This is a genomic window from Acinetobacter sp. 3657 (genome assembly GCF_031456775.1).
In the GTDB taxonomy this organism is placed as follows: domain Bacteria; phylum Pseudomonadota; class Gammaproteobacteria; order Pseudomonadales; family Moraxellaceae; genus Acinetobacter.
The window spans coordinates 399,533-416,920 of the sequence record NZ_JAVDVH010000001.1 but is presented as its reverse complement, the minus strand read 5'-3'; the positions used below and the strand labels follow the sequence as shown (position 1 = coordinate 416,920).

At 38.8% G+C, this 17,388-nt stretch carries 18 protein-coding genes and 1 tRNA gene; 9 read left to right on the top strand and 10 right to left on the bottom strand.

What is annotated here, in order from left to right; translation table 11 throughout:
• Nucleotides 1-57 precede the first annotated feature (57 nt).
• The 4 genes from putA to J2Y37_RS01910 all read left to right on the top strand — a co-directional run bounded on the left by putA (nt 58) and on the right by J2Y37_RS01910 (nt 6,050).
• The gene (putA, locus tag J2Y37_RS01925) at nt 58-3,822 is read left to right on the top strand and encodes a trifunctional transcriptional regulator/proline dehydrogenase/L-glutamate gamma-semialdehyde dehydrogenase (protein WP_349031668.1); all 3,765 of its coding nucleotides are present in this window, start codon (nt 58-60) and stop codon (nt 3,820-3,822) included.
• A gap of 100 nt (nt 3,823-3,922) precedes the next feature.
• Nucleotides 3,923-4,396, top strand: coding sequence for a GrpB family protein (locus J2Y37_RS01920; protein WP_349031667.1), 474 nt, complete (start codon nt 3,923-3,925; stop codon nt 4,394-4,396).
• A 92-nt stretch (nt 4,397-4,488) separates the two neighbouring features.
• Nucleotides 4,489-5,574: a tRNA (uridine(54)-C5)-methyltransferase TrmA gene (gene trmA / locus J2Y37_RS01915; RefSeq protein ID WP_349031666.1), complete on the top strand. Its 1,086-nt coding sequence runs from the start codon at nt 4,489-4,491 to the stop codon at nt 5,572-5,574.
• Nucleotides 5,575-5,822: 248 nt separating this feature from the next.
• Entirely contained in the window at nt 5,823-6,050 is a 228-nt protein-coding gene (locus tag J2Y37_RS01910) for a hypothetical protein (protein WP_004670810.1), read from the top strand.
• A 41-nt stretch (nt 6,051-6,091) separates the two neighbouring features.
• On the opposite strand, the gene J2Y37_RS01905 is transcribed toward J2Y37_RS01910, so the two are convergent.
• Nucleotides 6,092-6,769: a phosphodiester glycosidase family protein gene (locus tag J2Y37_RS01905; RefSeq protein ID WP_349031665.1), complete on the bottom strand. Its 678-nt coding sequence runs from the start codon at nt 6,767-6,769 to the stop codon at nt 6,092-6,094.
• 210 nt (nt 6,770-6,979) lie between these two features.
• Between J2Y37_RS01905 and J2Y37_RS01900 the strand changes: the two genes are divergently transcribed.
• A complete protein-coding gene (locus tag J2Y37_RS01900; protein WP_004670806.1) occupies nt 6,980-7,534 on the top strand; it encodes a lecithin retinol acyltransferase family protein in 555 nt (184 codons plus the stop codon).
• Nucleotides 7,535-7,617: 83 nt separating this feature from the next.
• Here the strand turns inward: J2Y37_RS01900 and J2Y37_RS01895 are convergent, their stop codons facing one another.
• A complete protein-coding gene (locus J2Y37_RS01895) occupies nt 7,618-8,199 on the bottom strand; it encodes a YceI family protein (protein WP_241322311.1) in 582 nt (193 codons plus the stop codon).
• A gap of 265 nt (nt 8,200-8,464) precedes the next feature.
• Between J2Y37_RS01895 and J2Y37_RS01890 the strand changes: the two genes are divergently transcribed.
• Together J2Y37_RS01890 and J2Y37_RS01885 are read left to right on the top strand one after the other, a co-directional pair.
• Nucleotides 8,465-9,556 carry a hypothetical protein gene (locus J2Y37_RS01890; RefSeq protein ID WP_349031664.1) on the top strand — a complete coding sequence of 364 codons (1,092 nt, stop codon included), beginning with the start codon at nt 8,465-8,467 and terminating at the stop codon, nt 9,554-9,556.
• A gap of 101 nt (nt 9,557-9,657) precedes the next feature.
• Nucleotides 9,658-10,065, top strand: a complete 408-nt coding sequence (locus J2Y37_RS01885; RefSeq protein WP_241322308.1) for an OsmC family protein — start codon at nt 9,658-9,660, stop codon at nt 10,063-10,065.
• Nucleotides 10,066-10,237: 172 nt separating this feature from the next.
• Here J2Y37_RS01885 and tkt read toward each other — a convergent pair whose 3' ends face one another.
• Entirely contained in the window at nt 10,238-12,226 is a 1,989-nt protein-coding gene (gene tkt, locus J2Y37_RS01880; protein WP_349031663.1) for a transketolase, read from the bottom strand.
• 383 nt (nt 12,227-12,609) lie between these two features.
• On the opposite strand from tkt, the gene metK reads away from it, so the two are divergent.
• Nucleotides 12,610-13,776 carry a methionine adenosyltransferase gene (metK, locus tag J2Y37_RS01875; RefSeq protein ID WP_349031662.1) on the top strand — a complete coding sequence of 389 codons (1,167 nt, stop codon included), beginning with the start codon at nt 12,610-12,612 and terminating at the stop codon, nt 13,774-13,776.
• 83 nt (nt 13,777-13,859) lie between these two features.
• On the opposite strand, the gene J2Y37_RS01870 is transcribed toward metK, so the two are convergent.
• A complete protein-coding gene (locus J2Y37_RS01870) occupies nt 13,860-14,117 on the bottom strand; it encodes a hypothetical protein (protein WP_349031661.1) in 258 nt (85 codons plus the stop codon).
• A gap of 241 nt (nt 14,118-14,358) precedes the next feature.
• On the opposite strand from J2Y37_RS01870, the gene J2Y37_RS01865 reads away from it, so the two are divergent.
• Nucleotides 14,359-14,541 carry a hypothetical protein gene (locus J2Y37_RS01865; protein WP_005196687.1) on the top strand — a complete coding sequence of 61 codons (183 nt, stop codon included), beginning with the start codon at nt 14,359-14,361 and terminating at the stop codon, nt 14,539-14,541.
• Nucleotides 14,542-14,588: 47 nt separating this feature from the next.
• Here J2Y37_RS01865 and J2Y37_RS01860 read toward each other — a convergent pair whose 3' ends face one another.
• The 6 genes from J2Y37_RS01860 to J2Y37_RS01835 form a co-directional block, all read right to left on the bottom strand.
• The gene (locus J2Y37_RS01860; protein ID WP_004670781.1) at nt 14,589-15,155 is read right to left on the bottom strand and encodes an FxsA family protein; all 567 of its coding nucleotides are present in this window, start codon (nt 15,153-15,155) and stop codon (nt 14,589-14,591) included.
• A 204-nt stretch (nt 15,156-15,359) separates the two neighbouring features.
• The gene (locus tag J2Y37_RS01855; protein WP_121929221.1) at nt 15,360-15,794 is read right to left on the bottom strand and encodes an I78 family peptidase inhibitor; all 435 of its coding nucleotides are present in this window, start codon (nt 15,792-15,794) and stop codon (nt 15,360-15,362) included.
• Nucleotides 15,795-16,039: 245 nt separating this feature from the next.
• A complete protein-coding gene (locus J2Y37_RS01850) occupies nt 16,040-16,252 on the bottom strand; it encodes a cold-shock protein (RefSeq protein WP_004670777.1) in 213 nt (70 codons plus the stop codon).
• Between the two features lie 278 nt (nt 16,253-16,530).
• A complete protein-coding gene (locus J2Y37_RS01845) occupies nt 16,531-16,740 on the bottom strand; it encodes a cold-shock protein (protein WP_004670776.1) in 210 nt (69 codons plus the stop codon).
• A gap of 116 nt (nt 16,741-16,856) precedes the next feature.
• Nucleotides 16,857-17,075 carry a hypothetical protein gene (locus tag J2Y37_RS01840; protein ID WP_005196681.1) on the bottom strand — a complete coding sequence of 73 codons (219 nt, stop codon included), beginning with the start codon at nt 17,073-17,075 and terminating at the stop codon, nt 16,857-16,859.
• A 185-nt stretch (nt 17,076-17,260) separates the two neighbouring features.
• Nucleotides 17,261-17,337: transfer RNA gene (locus tag J2Y37_RS01835), tRNA-Met, on the bottom strand.
• Nucleotides 17,338-17,388: the final 51 nt, after the last annotated feature.

Below are 17,388 nucleotides of genomic sequence, written 5' to 3'. Positions count from 1 at the left end.
AATTATAAATTATCTAAACCTCTGTACTCAATAGAGTATTGTTATCGGAATTTAGCAATGAATAAATTGGATACCCACGCACAAATGGACACGGCTCACGACAACGGTGGTTATATCACCGAATTTAAAGAAAAAAGTGAGTTTGAGCAAAGTATTAATACTGCTTGGCGACGTGCAGAACCTGAATCAGTAGCAGAACTTGCTGAAGCGGCAAATATCTCTCCTGATCTCGATCAAAAAATTTATGAACTGGCTTTCAACCTTGCGCATAATTTACGTGAACGTAAAAGCTCGGCTGGTAAAGCAGGTATTGTTCAAGGTTTACTACAAGAATTTTCACTTTCTTCTCAAGAAGGTGTTGCGCTCATGTGTTTGGCAGAAGCATTGCTTCGTATTCCAGATACAGCAACCCGTGATTTGTTGATCCGCGACAAAATCAACCAAGGCAACTGGAAAGAGCATCTCGGTCAAAGTAACCTGATGTTTGTAAATGCTGCTGCTTGGGGTTTGATGTTAACGGGCAAGTTAATGGAAACGCCGAAACAAACCAGTTTATCTAGCGTGTTAACAGGACTTCTAGCCCGTAGTGGACGTGGCATCATCCGTAAAGCGGTTGACGTTGCCATGCGTATGATGGGCGAACAGTTTGTCACTGGTGAAACTATTGAAGAAGCGCTTGAACATGCTAAGCCACTAGAACACAAAGGTTTCCGCTACTCGTACGATATGCTTGGTGAAGCAGCACTGACTGATCATGATGCTGAACGCTATTATGATGATTACACTCAAGCAATTCATGCGATTGGTAAAGCATCTAATGGTCGTGGTGTTTATGAAGGTCCGGGTATCTCGATCAAGCTTTCTGCACTACACCCTCGTTACCAACGTGCGCAAATCGACCGTGTTCACCATGAACTTTACAACAAAGTATTTGAACTTGCTTGTCTAGCAAAACACTACGACATCGGTTTAAACATCGATGCCGAAGAATCTGAACGCTTGGAAATCTCACTCGAATTGCTTGAGCGTTTATGTTTTGAACCAAAACTTGCCGACTGGAAAGGTATTGGTTTCGTGATTCAGGCTTATCAAAAACGTTGTTTCTACGTGGTTGATTATATTGTTGATCTTGCAAAACGCAGTAACAAACGTTTAATGATTCGTTTGGTGAAAGGTGCATATTGGGATAGCGAAATCAAGAAAGCGCAAATTGATGGGATGACTGATTATCCAGTGTTTACCCGTAAAGTTCACACGGATTTGTCATACATCGCTTGTGCGAAAAAATTACTGGCTGCACCTGAGCAAGTGTATCCTCAGTTTGCAACACACAATGCACAGTCACTTGCAACGATCTACACGCTTGCAGACCCAAGCAAATATTATCCGGGTCAGTACGAGTTCCAATGCTTACACGGTATGGGTGAGCCATTGTACGAGCAAGTGGTTGGCTCAAAAGCAGACAATAAACTGGGTATTCCATGTCGTGTTTACGCGCCAGTGGGTAACCATGAAACATTATTGGCTTATTTAGTTCGTCGTTTATTGGAAAATGGTGCAAACACATCATTCGTAAACCGTATTGCAGACAAAACTTTAAAAGTTGAAGACCTCATTCAGTCTCCAATCAAAGATATCCAAACTGCGGCAAAAGAAGAAGGTCAGTTAGGTTTAAAACACCCTGCGATCCCACTTCCACACGATTTATATCCATTACGTCCAAACTCGAATGGTTTTGATTTAAACAACGATCAACCATTAGCAGATTTAGATGCAACGGCACAAAAACTACGTCATCACGTTTGGAAAAGTGCACCACTACTTGGCTTTGAATCGACTGTTCACGACATTGGTAATTCGATTGCAATTACAAACCCTGCACAAAACAGTGAAGTTGTGGGTCATGTTAATGAAGCGACTAGTGCTGACGTACAGCTTGCTTTAGAAGCTGCCATACAAGCACAAAAAAGTTGGTCTGTAACAGATAAAGTAGAACGTGCTGCATGCTTAAAACGTGCTGCTGATTTGATGGAAGCACGTATCCAAGAGCTTATGGTTCTACTTTGCCGTGAAAGTGGCAAGACCTATGCCAATGCGATTGCCGAAGTTCGTGAAGCTGTAGATTTCTTGCGTTACTATGCGACTCAAATTGAAAACTTACCTGTAAATGCGCAAGTAAAACCATTGGGTACGGTACTGTGTATCAGCCCTTGGAACTTCCCACTTGCGATTTTCTCTGGTCAAATTGCGGCAGCATTGGTCAGCGGTAACTGTGTGATTGCAAAACCTGCGGAACAAACTCCTCTCATCGCAGCTCAAGCCGTACAAATTTTATGGGAAGCTGGCGTACCATACGGTGTCGTTCAACTTCTTCCAGGCCGTGGTGAAACAGTTGGTGCACAACTCAGCCAAGATGATCGCATTCAAGGCATCATGTTCACTGGCTCGACTGAAGTTGCAAAAATCTTGCAAAAGACTGTCGCTAAACGTTTATCAGCAAATGGGCAACCAATTCCGTTAATCGCGGAAACGGGTGGTCAAAATGCGATGATCGTAGATTCTTCTGCACTTACTGAGCAAGTTGTTTTAGATGTTGTAAGCTCTGCATTTGACAGTGCGGGTCAACGCTGTTCTGCACTTCGTATCTTATGTGTACAAGAAGATAGTGCTGCGACCGTCATCCAAATGCTGAAAGGTGCAATGAAACAGTTGATCGTAGGTCATCCTGCTATCTTGAAAACTGACATTGGTCCTGTGATTGATCAAGAAGCAAAACAAACAATTGATACTCATATCCAAAAGATGAAATCTAAGGGCTACCCTGTTCATCAATTGATGTTTAATGATGCCGCTAGTCAACAAGCACTTGCGCAAGGTACGTTTGTTCCACCTACAGCGATTGAATTACCAAACCTTGATGACTTAGAGCGTGAAGTCTTTGGTCCTGTATTGCATATCATCACTTATAAATATGGTGAACTTGAGCAATTAATTGATCGTATTAATGCAAAAGGCTACGGCTTAACCATGGGTCTGCACACACGTATTGATGAAACAATTAATACCGTGATCCAACGTGCTGAAGTGGGTAACTTATACATCAACCGTAACATCGTTGGTGCTGTCGTAGGCGTGCAACCATTTGGTGGTGAAGGTCTATCAGGTACAGGTCCAAAAGCTGGTGGTCCCCTTTATATGTACCGCCTGATGGAACATTGTTCTGAGAAAGTTTTGGCAACGCCATTTGCAATGAAAGCTGAAATTTCAAATTTTGATGCCGTGTCGAATGTTGCTTACCAAAACTTGTTGTCTTGGGCGAATCAAAATATGCCTCAAGCCATAACAACCATTCCTGCATTTGGTGTGGGCAAGTTCTACGAGTTACAAGGCCCTACTGGTGAGAGTAATCAATACATCATCTTACCTCGTCATCGCGTGCTTTCTATCGCCGATGATGAACGTGGTCAGTTACAACAGCTTCTCGCAATTTTTGCGGTAGGTAGTTCAGCAGCAGTGTTGAAAGACAACGTATTCTTGGCTAAGCACCAAGCTTCTCTACCAAAAGAAGTGTTAGCCGCAATTAAAGTCATTGCGCGTGTTGAAACAGATCACTTTGATGCCGTATTGCATCAAGGTTCAGTTGATCAACTACAAACCTTACAACACAAAATTGCGAACCGTTCTGGAGCAATCGTGGGTATTACTCATCTCCAAGCAGATGAACAGATTCCTCTAGAACGCCTCGTCATCGAACGTGCCATTAGCGTAAATACTGCGGCAGCAGGCGGTAATGCAAGTTTGATGACTTTATCTGAAGACTAGTTTTAGTCCTCAATCTCCTAGCCCGAATCATGTTTACATGGTTCGGGTTTTTTATTACTTTGCTAGACTTAAATCCATTCATAAAAATGAGAAATTTTAGATGCAATTCTTTCCAGCAGATCAATATCAACAACGCTGCCAACAACTTTTTGAAAAATATAAAGTCCAAATATTGCAACTTACACCTTACGCAATCGTCGAGCATATTGGTTCATCTGCAATCCCTCATACAATTTCTAAAGGTGATTTAGACATTTATGTTGAAGTTCCAGCAAAATATTTCTTAGATACAATTAACCAGCTTCAGAGACTCAACTTTAGAGAAAAGCTTAATACGTTACGCACCGATGATCTTTGTATGTTGGAGTCATTAGATGATGATGTCGCGCTTCAGATTGTAACGAATGGATCGGAATTCCAAAATTTTCTAGTTTTCCGAGATAGATTAAGAGAATCATCTCATCTGGTTCAGGAATATAATCAACTAAAGCAGCAATGTATCGGTTTATCACAAGACCAATACCGCGATATAAAAACCAACTTCATCCAACAAGTACTTAATCAAAATAATTAAAAGTAAACCACTGATTGTTATAATTCCCCTGCACCTCGCACAGCTTTTTTGATACCATTCACAGCTAAATTTGTTTTGTATTTTTGCTAGTTATGACCGTATCTTATCAACAGCAGCTTCAAGAGAAAGTTGAACGAATCACCACACAATTTGCTTCGTTCAACCCACCTGCTTTAGAAGTGTTTCAATCACCTGCACAACATTTTCGTATGCGCGCCGAGTTTCGCCTTTGGCATACAGAAGACGATTTGTTCTATGCCATGTTTGAACGTGCTGAAGACGGTAAACAAAAAGACGTGATTCGTGTCGATGATTTTCCGATTGCGGATCGTAGTATTAATGAATTAATGCCACAATTACTACAAGAATTAAAAGCAACCCCAATTTTATCTCAACGTATTTTTGAAGCTGACTTTCTCTCAACATTGAGTGGAGAAATGTTGGTTACACTGATTTATCATCGTAAATTAGATGCAGATTGGGAAGTTGCTGCGAAAGTTTTAGCTGAAAAGCTCAATATTAAAATTATGGGTCGTAGTCGCGGTCAAAAAGTCATTATTGGTGATGACTATGTCGTTGAGCAACTCAAGGTACATGGACGACCGTTTAAATACAAACAAATTGAAAGTAGCTTTACTCAACCAAATGCTCAAGTTTGCCAGCATATGCTTGAGTGGGCATGTAACGCTGCGGAAGGCGCTCAAAAAGACCTTTTAGAACTGTACTGTGGCAACGGCAACTTCACCCTACCACTTTCTTTGAAGTTTAATCGTGTCCTAGCAACAGAACTTGCCAAGTCTTCTGTATATGCAGCGCAATGGAATATCGAACAAAACCAAATTGAAAATATTCAAGTCGCACGTTTATCTGCTGAAGAATTCACCCAAGCCTATCAAGGCGAACGTGAATTTAGACGCTTGCAAGAAGCAAATATTGATATTCAAGGCTATAATTTTGACACCGTTTTCGTAGATCCACCACGTGCAGGGATTGATGATGAAACCCTAAAATTACTACAAGGTTTTGAACGTATTATTTATATCTCTTGTAACCCCGATACCTTACATGACAATTTAAAAACTTTGGCTCAAACACATCGAATAACCAAGTTTGCAATGTTCGATCAATTCCCTTTCACTCACCATGTTGAATCAGGTGTTTTACTCGAAAAAATTTAAACAAATTATGTCTATGTAACACTACAAAATAAGGAGTCTAATAACTCCTTATTTTTTAATTGATTTTTAAAACAAAATATAGTTTTCTATAAAGATCAAGTCATTAAGCTGTCATAATTTCGTTGATCTCATCTATATCCATCGGAAAAATTTGAGTCTAACTGCTGCTTTTATCACTGCTTAAGGCTTGTATTTTATTTTAGATTGGTTATATTTCGAGCTATGTTAGTTTCGATAAGAAAGGCTCTATGAGTTTTTGGGAAAAACTGTTCTCTGCTGAACAACAGTATAATGAACACAAAAATCAAACCGCTTGCGTCGAGAATGATTGTTCACGTAAATCGGATGAACAACTACTCAATGCTTTGGTAAAAGCCACTGATGAAGATGTCGTTAAAGGCATCAAAAAAGTGCTCATTTCTCGAGGTTATACGCGTAAAGAACTTCTTGAAATGATCAATCCCCCAATTCAATAAAAGTCTCACCCTAGTCTCTTTACACAAAAGAGACTAGGGATTTATTTACACGTACTACGATCCACTTCCGCTACAATCGGTCCCAAATTAAACGCTTTATCATGCTGTTTGGTTGATACTGAATATAGACTGGAAATTGAACCATCCAAATACAAAGCATGATCTATTTTTAATTGTTGTTTAAAAAATTGCGCAAATTGATAAAAACTAACTCGCTGCCGAGAAATCACAAAATACAACTGATTATTTTTAATGCCGACACCATTTCTTATCTTTAAAGAATTAGAATCGACTAAAAACCTGCGATTGATTTCTCCATTATAAATCAACATTGGTCCTGACTGTGTTGCATACAAAGCTTTAAATCCTTGTTGTTTATAGTCTTGTGTGGTTTTGATTATGGCTTGCTGATGATTCCAAGCCAACACACCATTCGGTTGCATAAAGAAATTACCAACCCCATTCGCTTGATTGAGCTTAGAAAGCTGTTGCCCTTGTTCTACATAAAGCCCCACTGGCTGAAAATCAGCGTGGTACATCCCTGCATTCATTGCAAAGTTAAGTTGTGCGCATTTGGGCAACTCATGTTGAATATTTGAAAACTTCTGATAATAACGATTCGTTTGAGGATTTTTTAAATAAAGCTCAAGCTGACTGAGATCCTTTACCTTGATTACATCATAAGTCACATGATCCGTATCGATCGTTTGATGCTGCATTGCATGTGCCATGGGCACAACGAAAATGAGCAGTCCTATCAAAAGTCTTTTTCCCATCTAAATTCCGCGTATTATTATCAATCAAAGTTTATATTTATAGCACTGCTTATCGCGTTCAAAAAGTGAATACAGCCTCGACACATATTCTGCTACATCTGTGCATAAATATACTCGATTGCTCCACCTTTTTTGATTAGAATAGTTGCGTAAATGCAAAAGCCTCGTATCAGTATGCAGCAAAAACATCCACATTACCCACTCGGTGCGCATCTCATTGTTAAACACTTTGGGTACAGTCATCATGGGATTTATGCAGGTCGTGGGCGAGTCATTCATTATTCAGGTTTTGCCCATATTTTTAAAAAGCATCCAATCGAAATGACCTCATTACAACGTTTCGCACGGAATAAAGTCATTTATATACGAAACTATCCTGCCCCCCGCTATAAAGCCAAAGCTGTGGTACGTCGGATGCGCTCACGCATGCATGAAAATCATTATCACTTAATTATTAACAACTGTGAACATTTATGTACATGGGCTATCACAGGCATTGAATCAAGCACGCAAGTTGAACGAATGCAACGTCGTCTTGCGACTATTGGTTATGTCAGCTCGATGATGAGCTATATGAATAGCCTGATGCTCACGGTGGCAACAGCCTGTTTTGCAATCGTGCTCTACATCAAAATGATGCTGCGTCGACAAGCAAAGAAATCGACACCTGCTTATTTATTGTTAAAAGAAAAACAGTCAAAGAAATAATTAGACGTGCAAGCGGCATATCTACATAAAAAACTCACGATGGTTGCATCGTGAGTTTTTTAACATCTTGATAATTAGTAATATTACTTCGCAGCAGTCGCTTCAGTGGTAATATTTACAGTGATCTTATCACCAACATTCGGCACATAACTTCCGATACCAAAGGCAGAACGATCAAATGAAGTTGTTGCATTGAAACCAATCGCTGGAACTTTTGCCATTGGATGCTCACCTTGTTTATTCAACACTGCATCTAACACAACAGGTTTAGTTACACCTTTTACGGTCAAATCACCTGTGATTTTAAAGTGCTTTTTGTCTTTTGTTTCCACTTTGGTACTTTTGAAAGTAATGTTTGGATATTTTGCAGCATTGAACCAAGCTTCTTCTTGAAACTCTTTATCAAGCGCAACAACATTTGAATTTACGCTACTTACAGGAATAGTCACATTTACTGAAGAATTTGCTGGTTTTGCTTCATCTACTTTAATAACACCTTGAATGTCAGTAAAGTTAGCGCTTGGTGTAGAAAAACCAAAATGATTCCAACTAAATACTGTTGCGGTATGCGTAGGATCAATTTTATAGTCAATCACTTTTGCTTGAGCCAATGTTGAACCTAGCACCAAACATACACCGAATGATAAAGCCTTTAAGTTTTTCATGTATTCCTCAATTCATTTTTAAATTTAGTAAATTGTATTAGAAAACGACAACAATAGAGTGTGAGGATTTATGACACAGTGTTTTGTTTTTGCAACGAAGAGCCTTAATAAAATAACGTGATTACTTAGAACGCATCTTAATGACAACTAGATTAAATTTAGTCTGTACAAAACTTATCAATTTTTAACCTTAGTTTTTAAAAAACAATGTTATAAAAATTAATCAACTTTAAAAAAATTTATATTTTCATTTAGAGGAAGTGGCATGAATTTACAAAAAATATTTGATCAATTAAACATAGCGCAAGCCAATCCTGCTATCAGCATTTTTGTTCCAACCCACCGAACCTTTCCAGACAATCAACAAGACGCGATTGCTTTAAAGAATGCAATCAAAGAGTTGGAGACACGATTATCTGAAAATCATGACAAACGTGAAGCGCAAACACTGGTTCAACAAATCGAGCAAAAACTTGCCGATCACAATCATAACTACAACTTGGATACTTTGGCTATTTTCGCGACCGCTGAAGATACACAAATTCTAAATTTCCCTTTTAAAGTTAAGCCAAGAGTTATCATTGATCAGCATTTTTCAACACGAGATATTCTTCGTGAACTAAATAATGCTGTGCACTACTATTTAGTGGTTGTTTCAAGAAACCAAGGACGTTTATTGGAAGTCTTCAACGACCAATTAGTACGAGAGCTTAATCAAGAAGATGAATTACAAGGTTTAAATTTTCCAATTGAAAACACGCATCTTTATACAACCAACTCTGATGACCGCTCAAATGCGACAAAAGAGGAAAATTATATAAAAGAGTTTTTAAACCGTGTCGATAAAAGTGTCCAAGAAGTTTACAAGCAAAATCCTTTGCCTATTCTTGTCTTCGGTGACGAACGGATCGTCTCTTTCTATCAACAAGTTTGTGATAATCCAAGTGCCATCTTTGCAACTGTGACCAATAGCACCAATTTAGAATCCGAAGCTCGCCTATTGATTGATGACGCTCAGGATAAAGTTAATTTATATCGAACAAAGCTTCAGCAAGCATCACAAGCTGAAATCAGTCAGGCGAAAAGTCAAAATCTATTAATAGAAGATCTCTCCTCGATTTATCGTGCCGCCAAAGAAGGTCGTGTTGATCAGATCTTTATCCGTAAGGGTTACATTCAACCAGCAACAATTGATGAGGAAACCTCAAATGTTGAACTTAATTCTGATACCACCAATACTGATGATATTGTAGATGATGTTTTATCTATTGTGATTCAACATGGTGGTAAAGCTAACTTCCTAAGTGGCGAATTTTTAGATGATAATATCAATTTATTAGCCAAAGTCCGCTATTGATTTAATGAGCTAAAAATAAGAGCATTGTTGCTCTTATTTTTTTTCAAGCTAGAATTTTATTAACGCAGCTAAAAATCATCAAGTAGATAACAAGGTAAAGTATGACTCACTCCGTTCAAGCCCAAAGCACCGCAACGCCCTACCGTGTCACGCTCACAGATTCCTCTGGTCATCACTGGTATGCAGATGAACCAGCAGATCAAGGTGGTCAAGATTCTGCACCAAACCCAATTCAAATCTTACTTTCCGCTTTAGGCGCTTGTACAACCATTACCTTAGAGATGTATGCAAAACATAAAGGTATTGTGCTTACTCACGTTCAAGTCGACTTGGCTCTAAATCCAAATGGCAAACCTGAAGCAGGTCAAAATAATATTGAACGAAAAATCGTATTAACAGGTGAATTTACCGAAGACCAGCATAAACGTTTATTAAAAGTTGCAGAAAGCTGCCCTGTTCACAAGCTATTAACTTCTAATATTGCGATTCAGACAGAGTTGAATACTTAATACAAATTTTCAAAATTAAGTTAAATACGGTTTACGAATCAATTAAGTTGAAAGTAATCAACAATCTTGAACTTAAAGGCTGAAATAAAAAAACTTTTAAAGCTTAGTGTTATTTCAGTAAAACATAAAAAAAGCGTTCCAAATGGAACGCTTTTTAATACCACTTAAATTATTAAGCAGTCAGTTCTTTAACCGCAGCAATAACCGCTTCAGTGGTAATACCAAAGAATTGGAACAAGTCTTTTGCTGGAGCAGATTCACCATAAGTGGTCATACCGATCACTTTGCCATCTAAGCCAACAAATTTCCACCAGTAGTCGACATGAGTCGCTTCAACAGCAACACGAGCGCGGATATGCGCAGGTAGTACCGCTTCACGGTAAGCAGCATCTTGTTTCATAAACTCTTCAGCACACGGCATAGAAACGACACGTACGCCTTCAAGTTGTGCATAAGCTTCCATTGCCAATGAAACTTCTGAACCTGTTGCGATGATGATTGCTTTTAACTCACCTTTTTCTTCAGCAAGCACATAACCACCTTTAGCAGCGTTTTGAATTTGAGCTTCATTACGCACTTGGAATGGTAAGTTTTGACGAGAGAAAATTAACGCTGTCGGACCATCTTTACGCTCAAGCGCAGATTTCCAAGAAATCGCTGCTTCAACGGTGTCACATGGACGCCAAGTATTTAAGTTTGGTGTACCACGCAAAGATGCGATTTGCTCTACAGGTTGATGTGTAGGACCATCTTCACCTAAACCAATTGAGTCATGCGTATATACATGAATCACACGTTGTTTCATCAATGCAGACATACGTACTGCGTTACGTGCATATTCCATGAACATCAAGAATGTAGCAACGTAAGGAACAAAGCCACCGTGTAAAGCCACACCATTCGCGATGGCAGTCATACCAAACTCACGTACACCATAGTACACATAGTTACCCGCTGGGTTTTCTTGTACGCCTTGGCAACCTTTCCAAAGTGTTAAGTTTGAACCAGCTAAGTCAGCAGAACCACCTAATAATTCAGGAAGTAATGGGCCGAATGCTTGTAAAGTGTTTTGGCTTGCTTTACGTGTTGCAATGGTTTCTGCTTTGGCATTTGTTTCCGCAATAAATGCATCTGCTTGTGCAGCAAATTCAGCAGGTAAATCACCATTGATACGACGTAATAATTCAGCCGCTTCAGTTGGGTATTTTGCTTGGTATTGGGCAAACAATTCATTCCAAGCTGCTTCAGAGCTTTGACCTTTGGCTTTTGCATCCCAAGCTGCATACACATCTTCTGGGATTACAAATGCGTCTTCTTTCCAGCCTAAAGCTTCACGCGTTAACGTGATTTCATCTTTACCAAGTGGCGCACCGTGGCAATCTTCTTTGCCTTGTTTATTTGGTGAACCTAGACCAATAATCGTTTTACAAATAATAATCGTTGGTTTATTTGTTTCAGCTTTTGCGTCAATCGTCGCTTGACGAATCGCAGCAGCATCATGACCGTCTACACGAAGTACTTGCCAGCCATAAGCATTGAAACGTTGTTCTGTGTCATCACTGAACCAACCTTCAACTTCACCATCAATCGAGATACCGTTGTCATCATAGTAAACAACCAGTTTTCCTAAACCTAAAGTACCAGCAAGTGAACATACTTCATGGGAAATACCTTCCATCAAGCAACCATCACCAAGGAAACAATAAGTAAAGTGATCAACTACATTTAAGTCGTCTTTGTTGAACTGTGCAGCTAACGTTCTTTCCGCTAAGGCAAATCCAACAGCATTGGCAATACCCTGACCTAATGGGCCAGTTGTTGTTTCGATTCCAGGTGCATAACCCAATTCTGGATGACCAGGTGTTTTAGAGTGTAATTGACGGAATTGTTTTAAATCTTCAATCGACAACTCATAACCCGTCAAATGCAATAAAGCATATTGCAACATAGAGCCATGACCATTTGACAATACAAAGCGGTCGCGGTTCGCCCATTGTGGGTTTGTTGGATTATGATTCAAAAATTCACGCCAAACTACATCAGCGATATCTGCCATCCCCATTGGAGCACCAGGATGCCCTGAGTTTGCTTGTTGCACAGCATCCATAGCCAAGACACGAATTGCATTTGCAATACGACGTTCATTTAAAGGGGTTGTCATAAGTCAGAATCCGATTAAATCAATTAGATGAGAGAAGATGAGAAATCACCTTTCAAAAGATGTGACTATTGTCTTAAAAAAACGACATGGGGTAAAGCCTAATACACGATATTTCTTATTTTTCATTCGTTCATCTCGCATTATAAGTACAAATGTTCATGCCTTAAGCAGAAAATAAAACCATCATGTTCAAAATGAAAGAATAGTCCAACTGGAATTCTAGAGCGAAGGAGCTCGTATATTAGTTTTGTTGATACACATATCAATAAAAACACGGTGAAAATGAAATAAATTCATGCTTTTTAGTCAGCTTGTGCTAGTCCTATAAGCTAAGTCGATGTAACATACTCTGTCTTTTTGAAAATACCAGTGATAGGACGTTCATGCGCGAGTATGCTGTTTTTACTTCAGAATCTGTAAGCGAAGGTCATCCAGACAAAATGGCTGACCAAATTAGTGATGCGATTTTAGATGCAATCATCAAAGAAGACCCGTATGCGCGTGTCGCTTGTGAAACATTAGTAAAAACAGGTGTCGTTGTTCTTGCTGGTGAAATCACAACGACAGCCAATGTCGACTTTGAAGCGATTGTACGTCAAACCGTAAATAGTATTGGCTATCATCACTCTGATTTAGGTTTTGATGGATCAACTTGTGCGGTCATCAATATGATCGGCAAGCAATCACCTGAAATTGCGCAAGGTGTTGACCGCCAAAAACCAGAAGATCAAGGTGCAGGCGACCAAGGCTTAATGTTTGGTTACGCCAGCCGTGAAACTGATGTCCTTATGCCTGCCCCTATTTCTTATGCGCACCGCTTAATGGAACGCCAAGCTGAGTTACGTCGTTCAGGTGCTTTACCTTGGTTACGTCCAGATGCAAAAAGCCAAGTAACGTTTGCCTATGAAAATGGCATGCCAGTTCGCTTAGATGCAGTTGTATTATCGACCCAGCATGATCCTGATATTTCTCAAATTCAACTCAAAGAAGCTGTAATTGAAGAAATCGTCAAACCGATCATTCCTGCTGAAATGTTCCATGCAGGTACTAAATTCCACATCAATCCAACAGGTATGTTTGTGATTGGCGGTCCAGTCGGTGACTGTGGTTTAACAGGTCGTAAAATCATCGTAGATACATACGGCGGTATGGCTCGTCACGGCGGTGGTGCTTTTTCAGGTAAAGATCCATCTAAAGTCGACCGTTCTGCTGCTTATGCAGGTCGTTATGTCGCTAAAAATATTGTTGCTGCAGGTTTAGCGGACAAATGTGAAATTCAAGTCAGCTACGCAATTGGTGTTGCTGAACCAACTTCAATTTCGATCAATACATTTAACACAGCCAAAGTATCCGAAGAGTTGATTATTCAACTTGTTCGTGAACACTTTGACCTACGCCCATATGGCATTACACGTATGTTGAATTTGATTCAACCGATGTACAAGCAGACTGCCGCTTACGGACACTTTGGTCGCGAAGGTTCGGATACTGCATTTACTTGGGAAAAAACAGATAAGGTTGAGATCTTGAAGGATGCTGCTGGATTATAATCCCTCCGCTACAATCCGATCTCATACCCAAAGCTCACAGTGACAACACTGTGAGCTTTTTTAATTCCACAGCAAATTTCTATCTATTTTTTAGGATTTACACTCTCGTGCTTAAATATTTCAAACAATGAATTTTTTTGCATTGCTTGATCTTCATGATGTTGCTGTAAATAAATATGTACAACTTTGACGATCACCACAACCACAAAACAAGCTGCAACACACAACATCCATAAACCATAAGGGCTGCGAATATGTTGAGAGCCACAATAAGGGCACGATTTATCTGTTGATGCAACAACCTTGTCGCAACATGCACAATGATATTGAGATAACATCATTCACTCCTCCATTTATTCTTTTTTATTTTCTTAGCACAACGATCAAACCGTCATACTTTTATCCTATGAGAAAAAAAATCAGAATACAATCTTGTTTTCGAACCAATACTTTAAAAGTAACACAACTTTATGACAGCTTAATGCATTTCTAAGAACACCCCAGTCACGTCAATAACACGCTAATTACGAAATTTTATATAATTTGCTAGAATAGTGTTTTAACAATCTCAAAAATATCATCATGACCCAGTTGATTAACAAAGGTGGATTTCGTGAAAGAGCCAACCGCAGCCGCAAATATAAAAACTCAGAAAATGAGATAACGATACTCCCGCCGAGCGAATATCAACCACCAAATAAAGAAAAAGACAAGCAAACCCAAGTTGACCAAAACCCTGATCAGAGATCTGAACAAGACGCATAAAAAAACACGCTTTAGAGAAGCGTGTTTTTTAGTTCATTGTGCGATGATTAATTTACATCTTTAAACTCAATTTTCTTCTGATTTGGCTCTACTTCACGTGCTTCACCATCGATGATTGTAGAATCACGATACTGACCACCACCCTGTTGCTGATTCTGCATCTCTTGCATTTGACGCATCATATCAGCGAAAGGATTTTGTCCAGCGGCACCGCCAGCTCCCATACCACCCATCATTTGCTCCATCATCGCTTGTTGACGTTTTGCCATCGTTTTCATCAAGGCATTACGAAGCGCAGTTTGAACAGCAGGGATCAATACGAGGATTGCAAGCACGTCTGAGATTAAACCCGGAATCATCAATAGAAAACCAGACATCGCAAGTGCCAGTTTTTTAGTTACGGCTGGATCACCACCAAGCTGCCCAGTCATTTGCATCTGCTGCAATTGCGGCATGATACTTGATGTACTTGAACGAACAAGATTTAGACCAATAAAGAATGCGAAGATAAACCAAAAGAATACGTACCACATACTCCCTACAAGGTCGCCCACGCCGATCCATACTAAAACTTCAGCAATTGTGCCAAATACCACGATAAGAAGTAGATTCATGTCAAAGCTTCGTCTATCTCAGAAAAATTGAAAAAATGTGCAGCACAGAGTGTATAAAAGTAAAGCTTACACAGCAAATAAAAAATCATGCTAAATAAAATGATGGGTGCATTTTTTGAATTATCAAGGCTTGAGAGAGCAAGTTATATAAAAAAGTACTCAATTAAAGCCAGTTTAATTGAGCACTATAGTTTCTTTTAATAATTAACCACAGGTAGCATTCGTAATCTTTTTAGATTTTGGATCAACTGTGACCGTCACTCGGTTTTCACGATAATCCATCGTTACAGGCTGATTCGGACCAATACTACGCACGATTTCAGATTTTGTTTTTTGTTTGATTTGGTCTTCGCTCAACCCAGATTGACCAATGAGTTTCTGTGCTTCATCTGCTAAACACTTAGGTTGACTCGAACGGAACAACTCCCACTCCTCAACAACTTGACCATTCGGTAACTTACAGTAACCAACCTGACCATTTGCCTCATTTCGAATTTCTAACTGACCGCCCTGATCAATACAGAATTTGCTTGCAGGATTTGCCATACCAATTTTTGGTGGCGTAAGTTCTTGATTTGGCGTTGAAGAACAAGCTGCCAGCGAGGTCAGGATTAAACCTAAAAATAAAAAGTTTTTCATATGTTTGTTTTCTTGCAAAAAAAATAAGATAACAAAAAAATTTATATTTTATGTCTATGATTTGAAACAAAAGTGCTTCATAAATACCAACTGATTAGAAAATGTAAGCATTATTCGCGTTTACCATACCACTTGTAGAGACTAACCTTTTCTCATTCAATACACCCTATTTTCTAAAAAAGTAAAAGCCAAAAAACAAAAAAGCTCACCAAAGTGAGCTTTTTTTTCAAGTCATACGATTGGTTTTAAGAAACTACCGTAATACCTGTTGCTTGAGGGCCTTTTTTACCATCAGCAATGGTAAATGACACGCGTTGGCCTTCGTGTAGAACTTTAAAACCGTCGCTTTGGATTTCGCTAAAATGAGCAAAAACATCTTGTCCAGAGTCAGCATGTATAAATCCGAAACCTTTAGTTTCGTTGAACCACTTAACCGTACCAGTCACAGTATTAGACATATATTTAACCTATTTTTTCAAAAAAACTTAAGATGCTTAATCGCAATTAACTTGAAATAATAAACTATGAAACTAAATCTGATAAAACGAAAGGTTTGGTTAAACTACGAAATGAAAAGATTTGCTGAATCAACAGTATTATTCTTCTAGTTGTTTTTAACTATACACCACTTTAGTTTTTTGATGCAATACGTATCTAACGCCCAACATTCCAAATTTATTCTTAACAAATAAAAAAGCCCACTTGTGTGAGCTTCTTTTTTACCGAATGATTTCTGTTAGATAACGGTAATGTTTGTAGCTTGTGGTCCTTTTTTACCTTGACCAAGCTCAAACTTAACGCGTTGACCTTCGTGTAAAACTTTAAAACCGCTGCTTTGGATTTCGCTAAAATGAGCAAAAACGTCTTGCCCAGAGTCAGCTTGAATAAAACCAAAACCTTTAGTTTCGTTGAACCACTTTACAGTTCCGTTAACAGTTTCAGACATAAAACCTAAACCTTTAAAATCTTTTGTTTAAAAAAAAAGCCAAATTAGAAACAAAACCGCTTCTAATTTTAACTCTATCTATTTTACTTAAATAGATACTACAAGCATACCAAATTTTAAGTCAAACGATATAGCTGATTGACCGAAGTATAGAAACTTTTTCCATCTTGGTTGAATTCAATTTCTTGACCAGACTGTAAAAGTATCTTTTTACCTACTTCTACCCATTTAAAACCATCCATCGTACTTTGCTGGCGTTTAAGTGGGATAATTTGCACACTAATTTCATTGCCATTTATGGCAGTGGCTACATGCCATTCACTAATAATATTCAAAACTTAAATACTCATTACTGAGCTCAAGTGATCGATCTAATTTACTACAATGCTAGATGAGGGAAAAGACTACATAACTAGAATTTAATAATTTTTAGCTTTATTTAAGGTTATTTAAGCTAACTCAGCTACTGCTTAATCAATAATAAACAACAACTTTTACACATCACAGAGCAATATTAATTTGGAAGCGGGGGTCGGATTTGAACCAACGACCTTCGGGTTATGAGCCCGACGAGCTACCAGACTGCTCCACCCCGCATCAGCGAATTAGCTTTATACGCCCCTACACCTGACAATGCAAACTTTATTT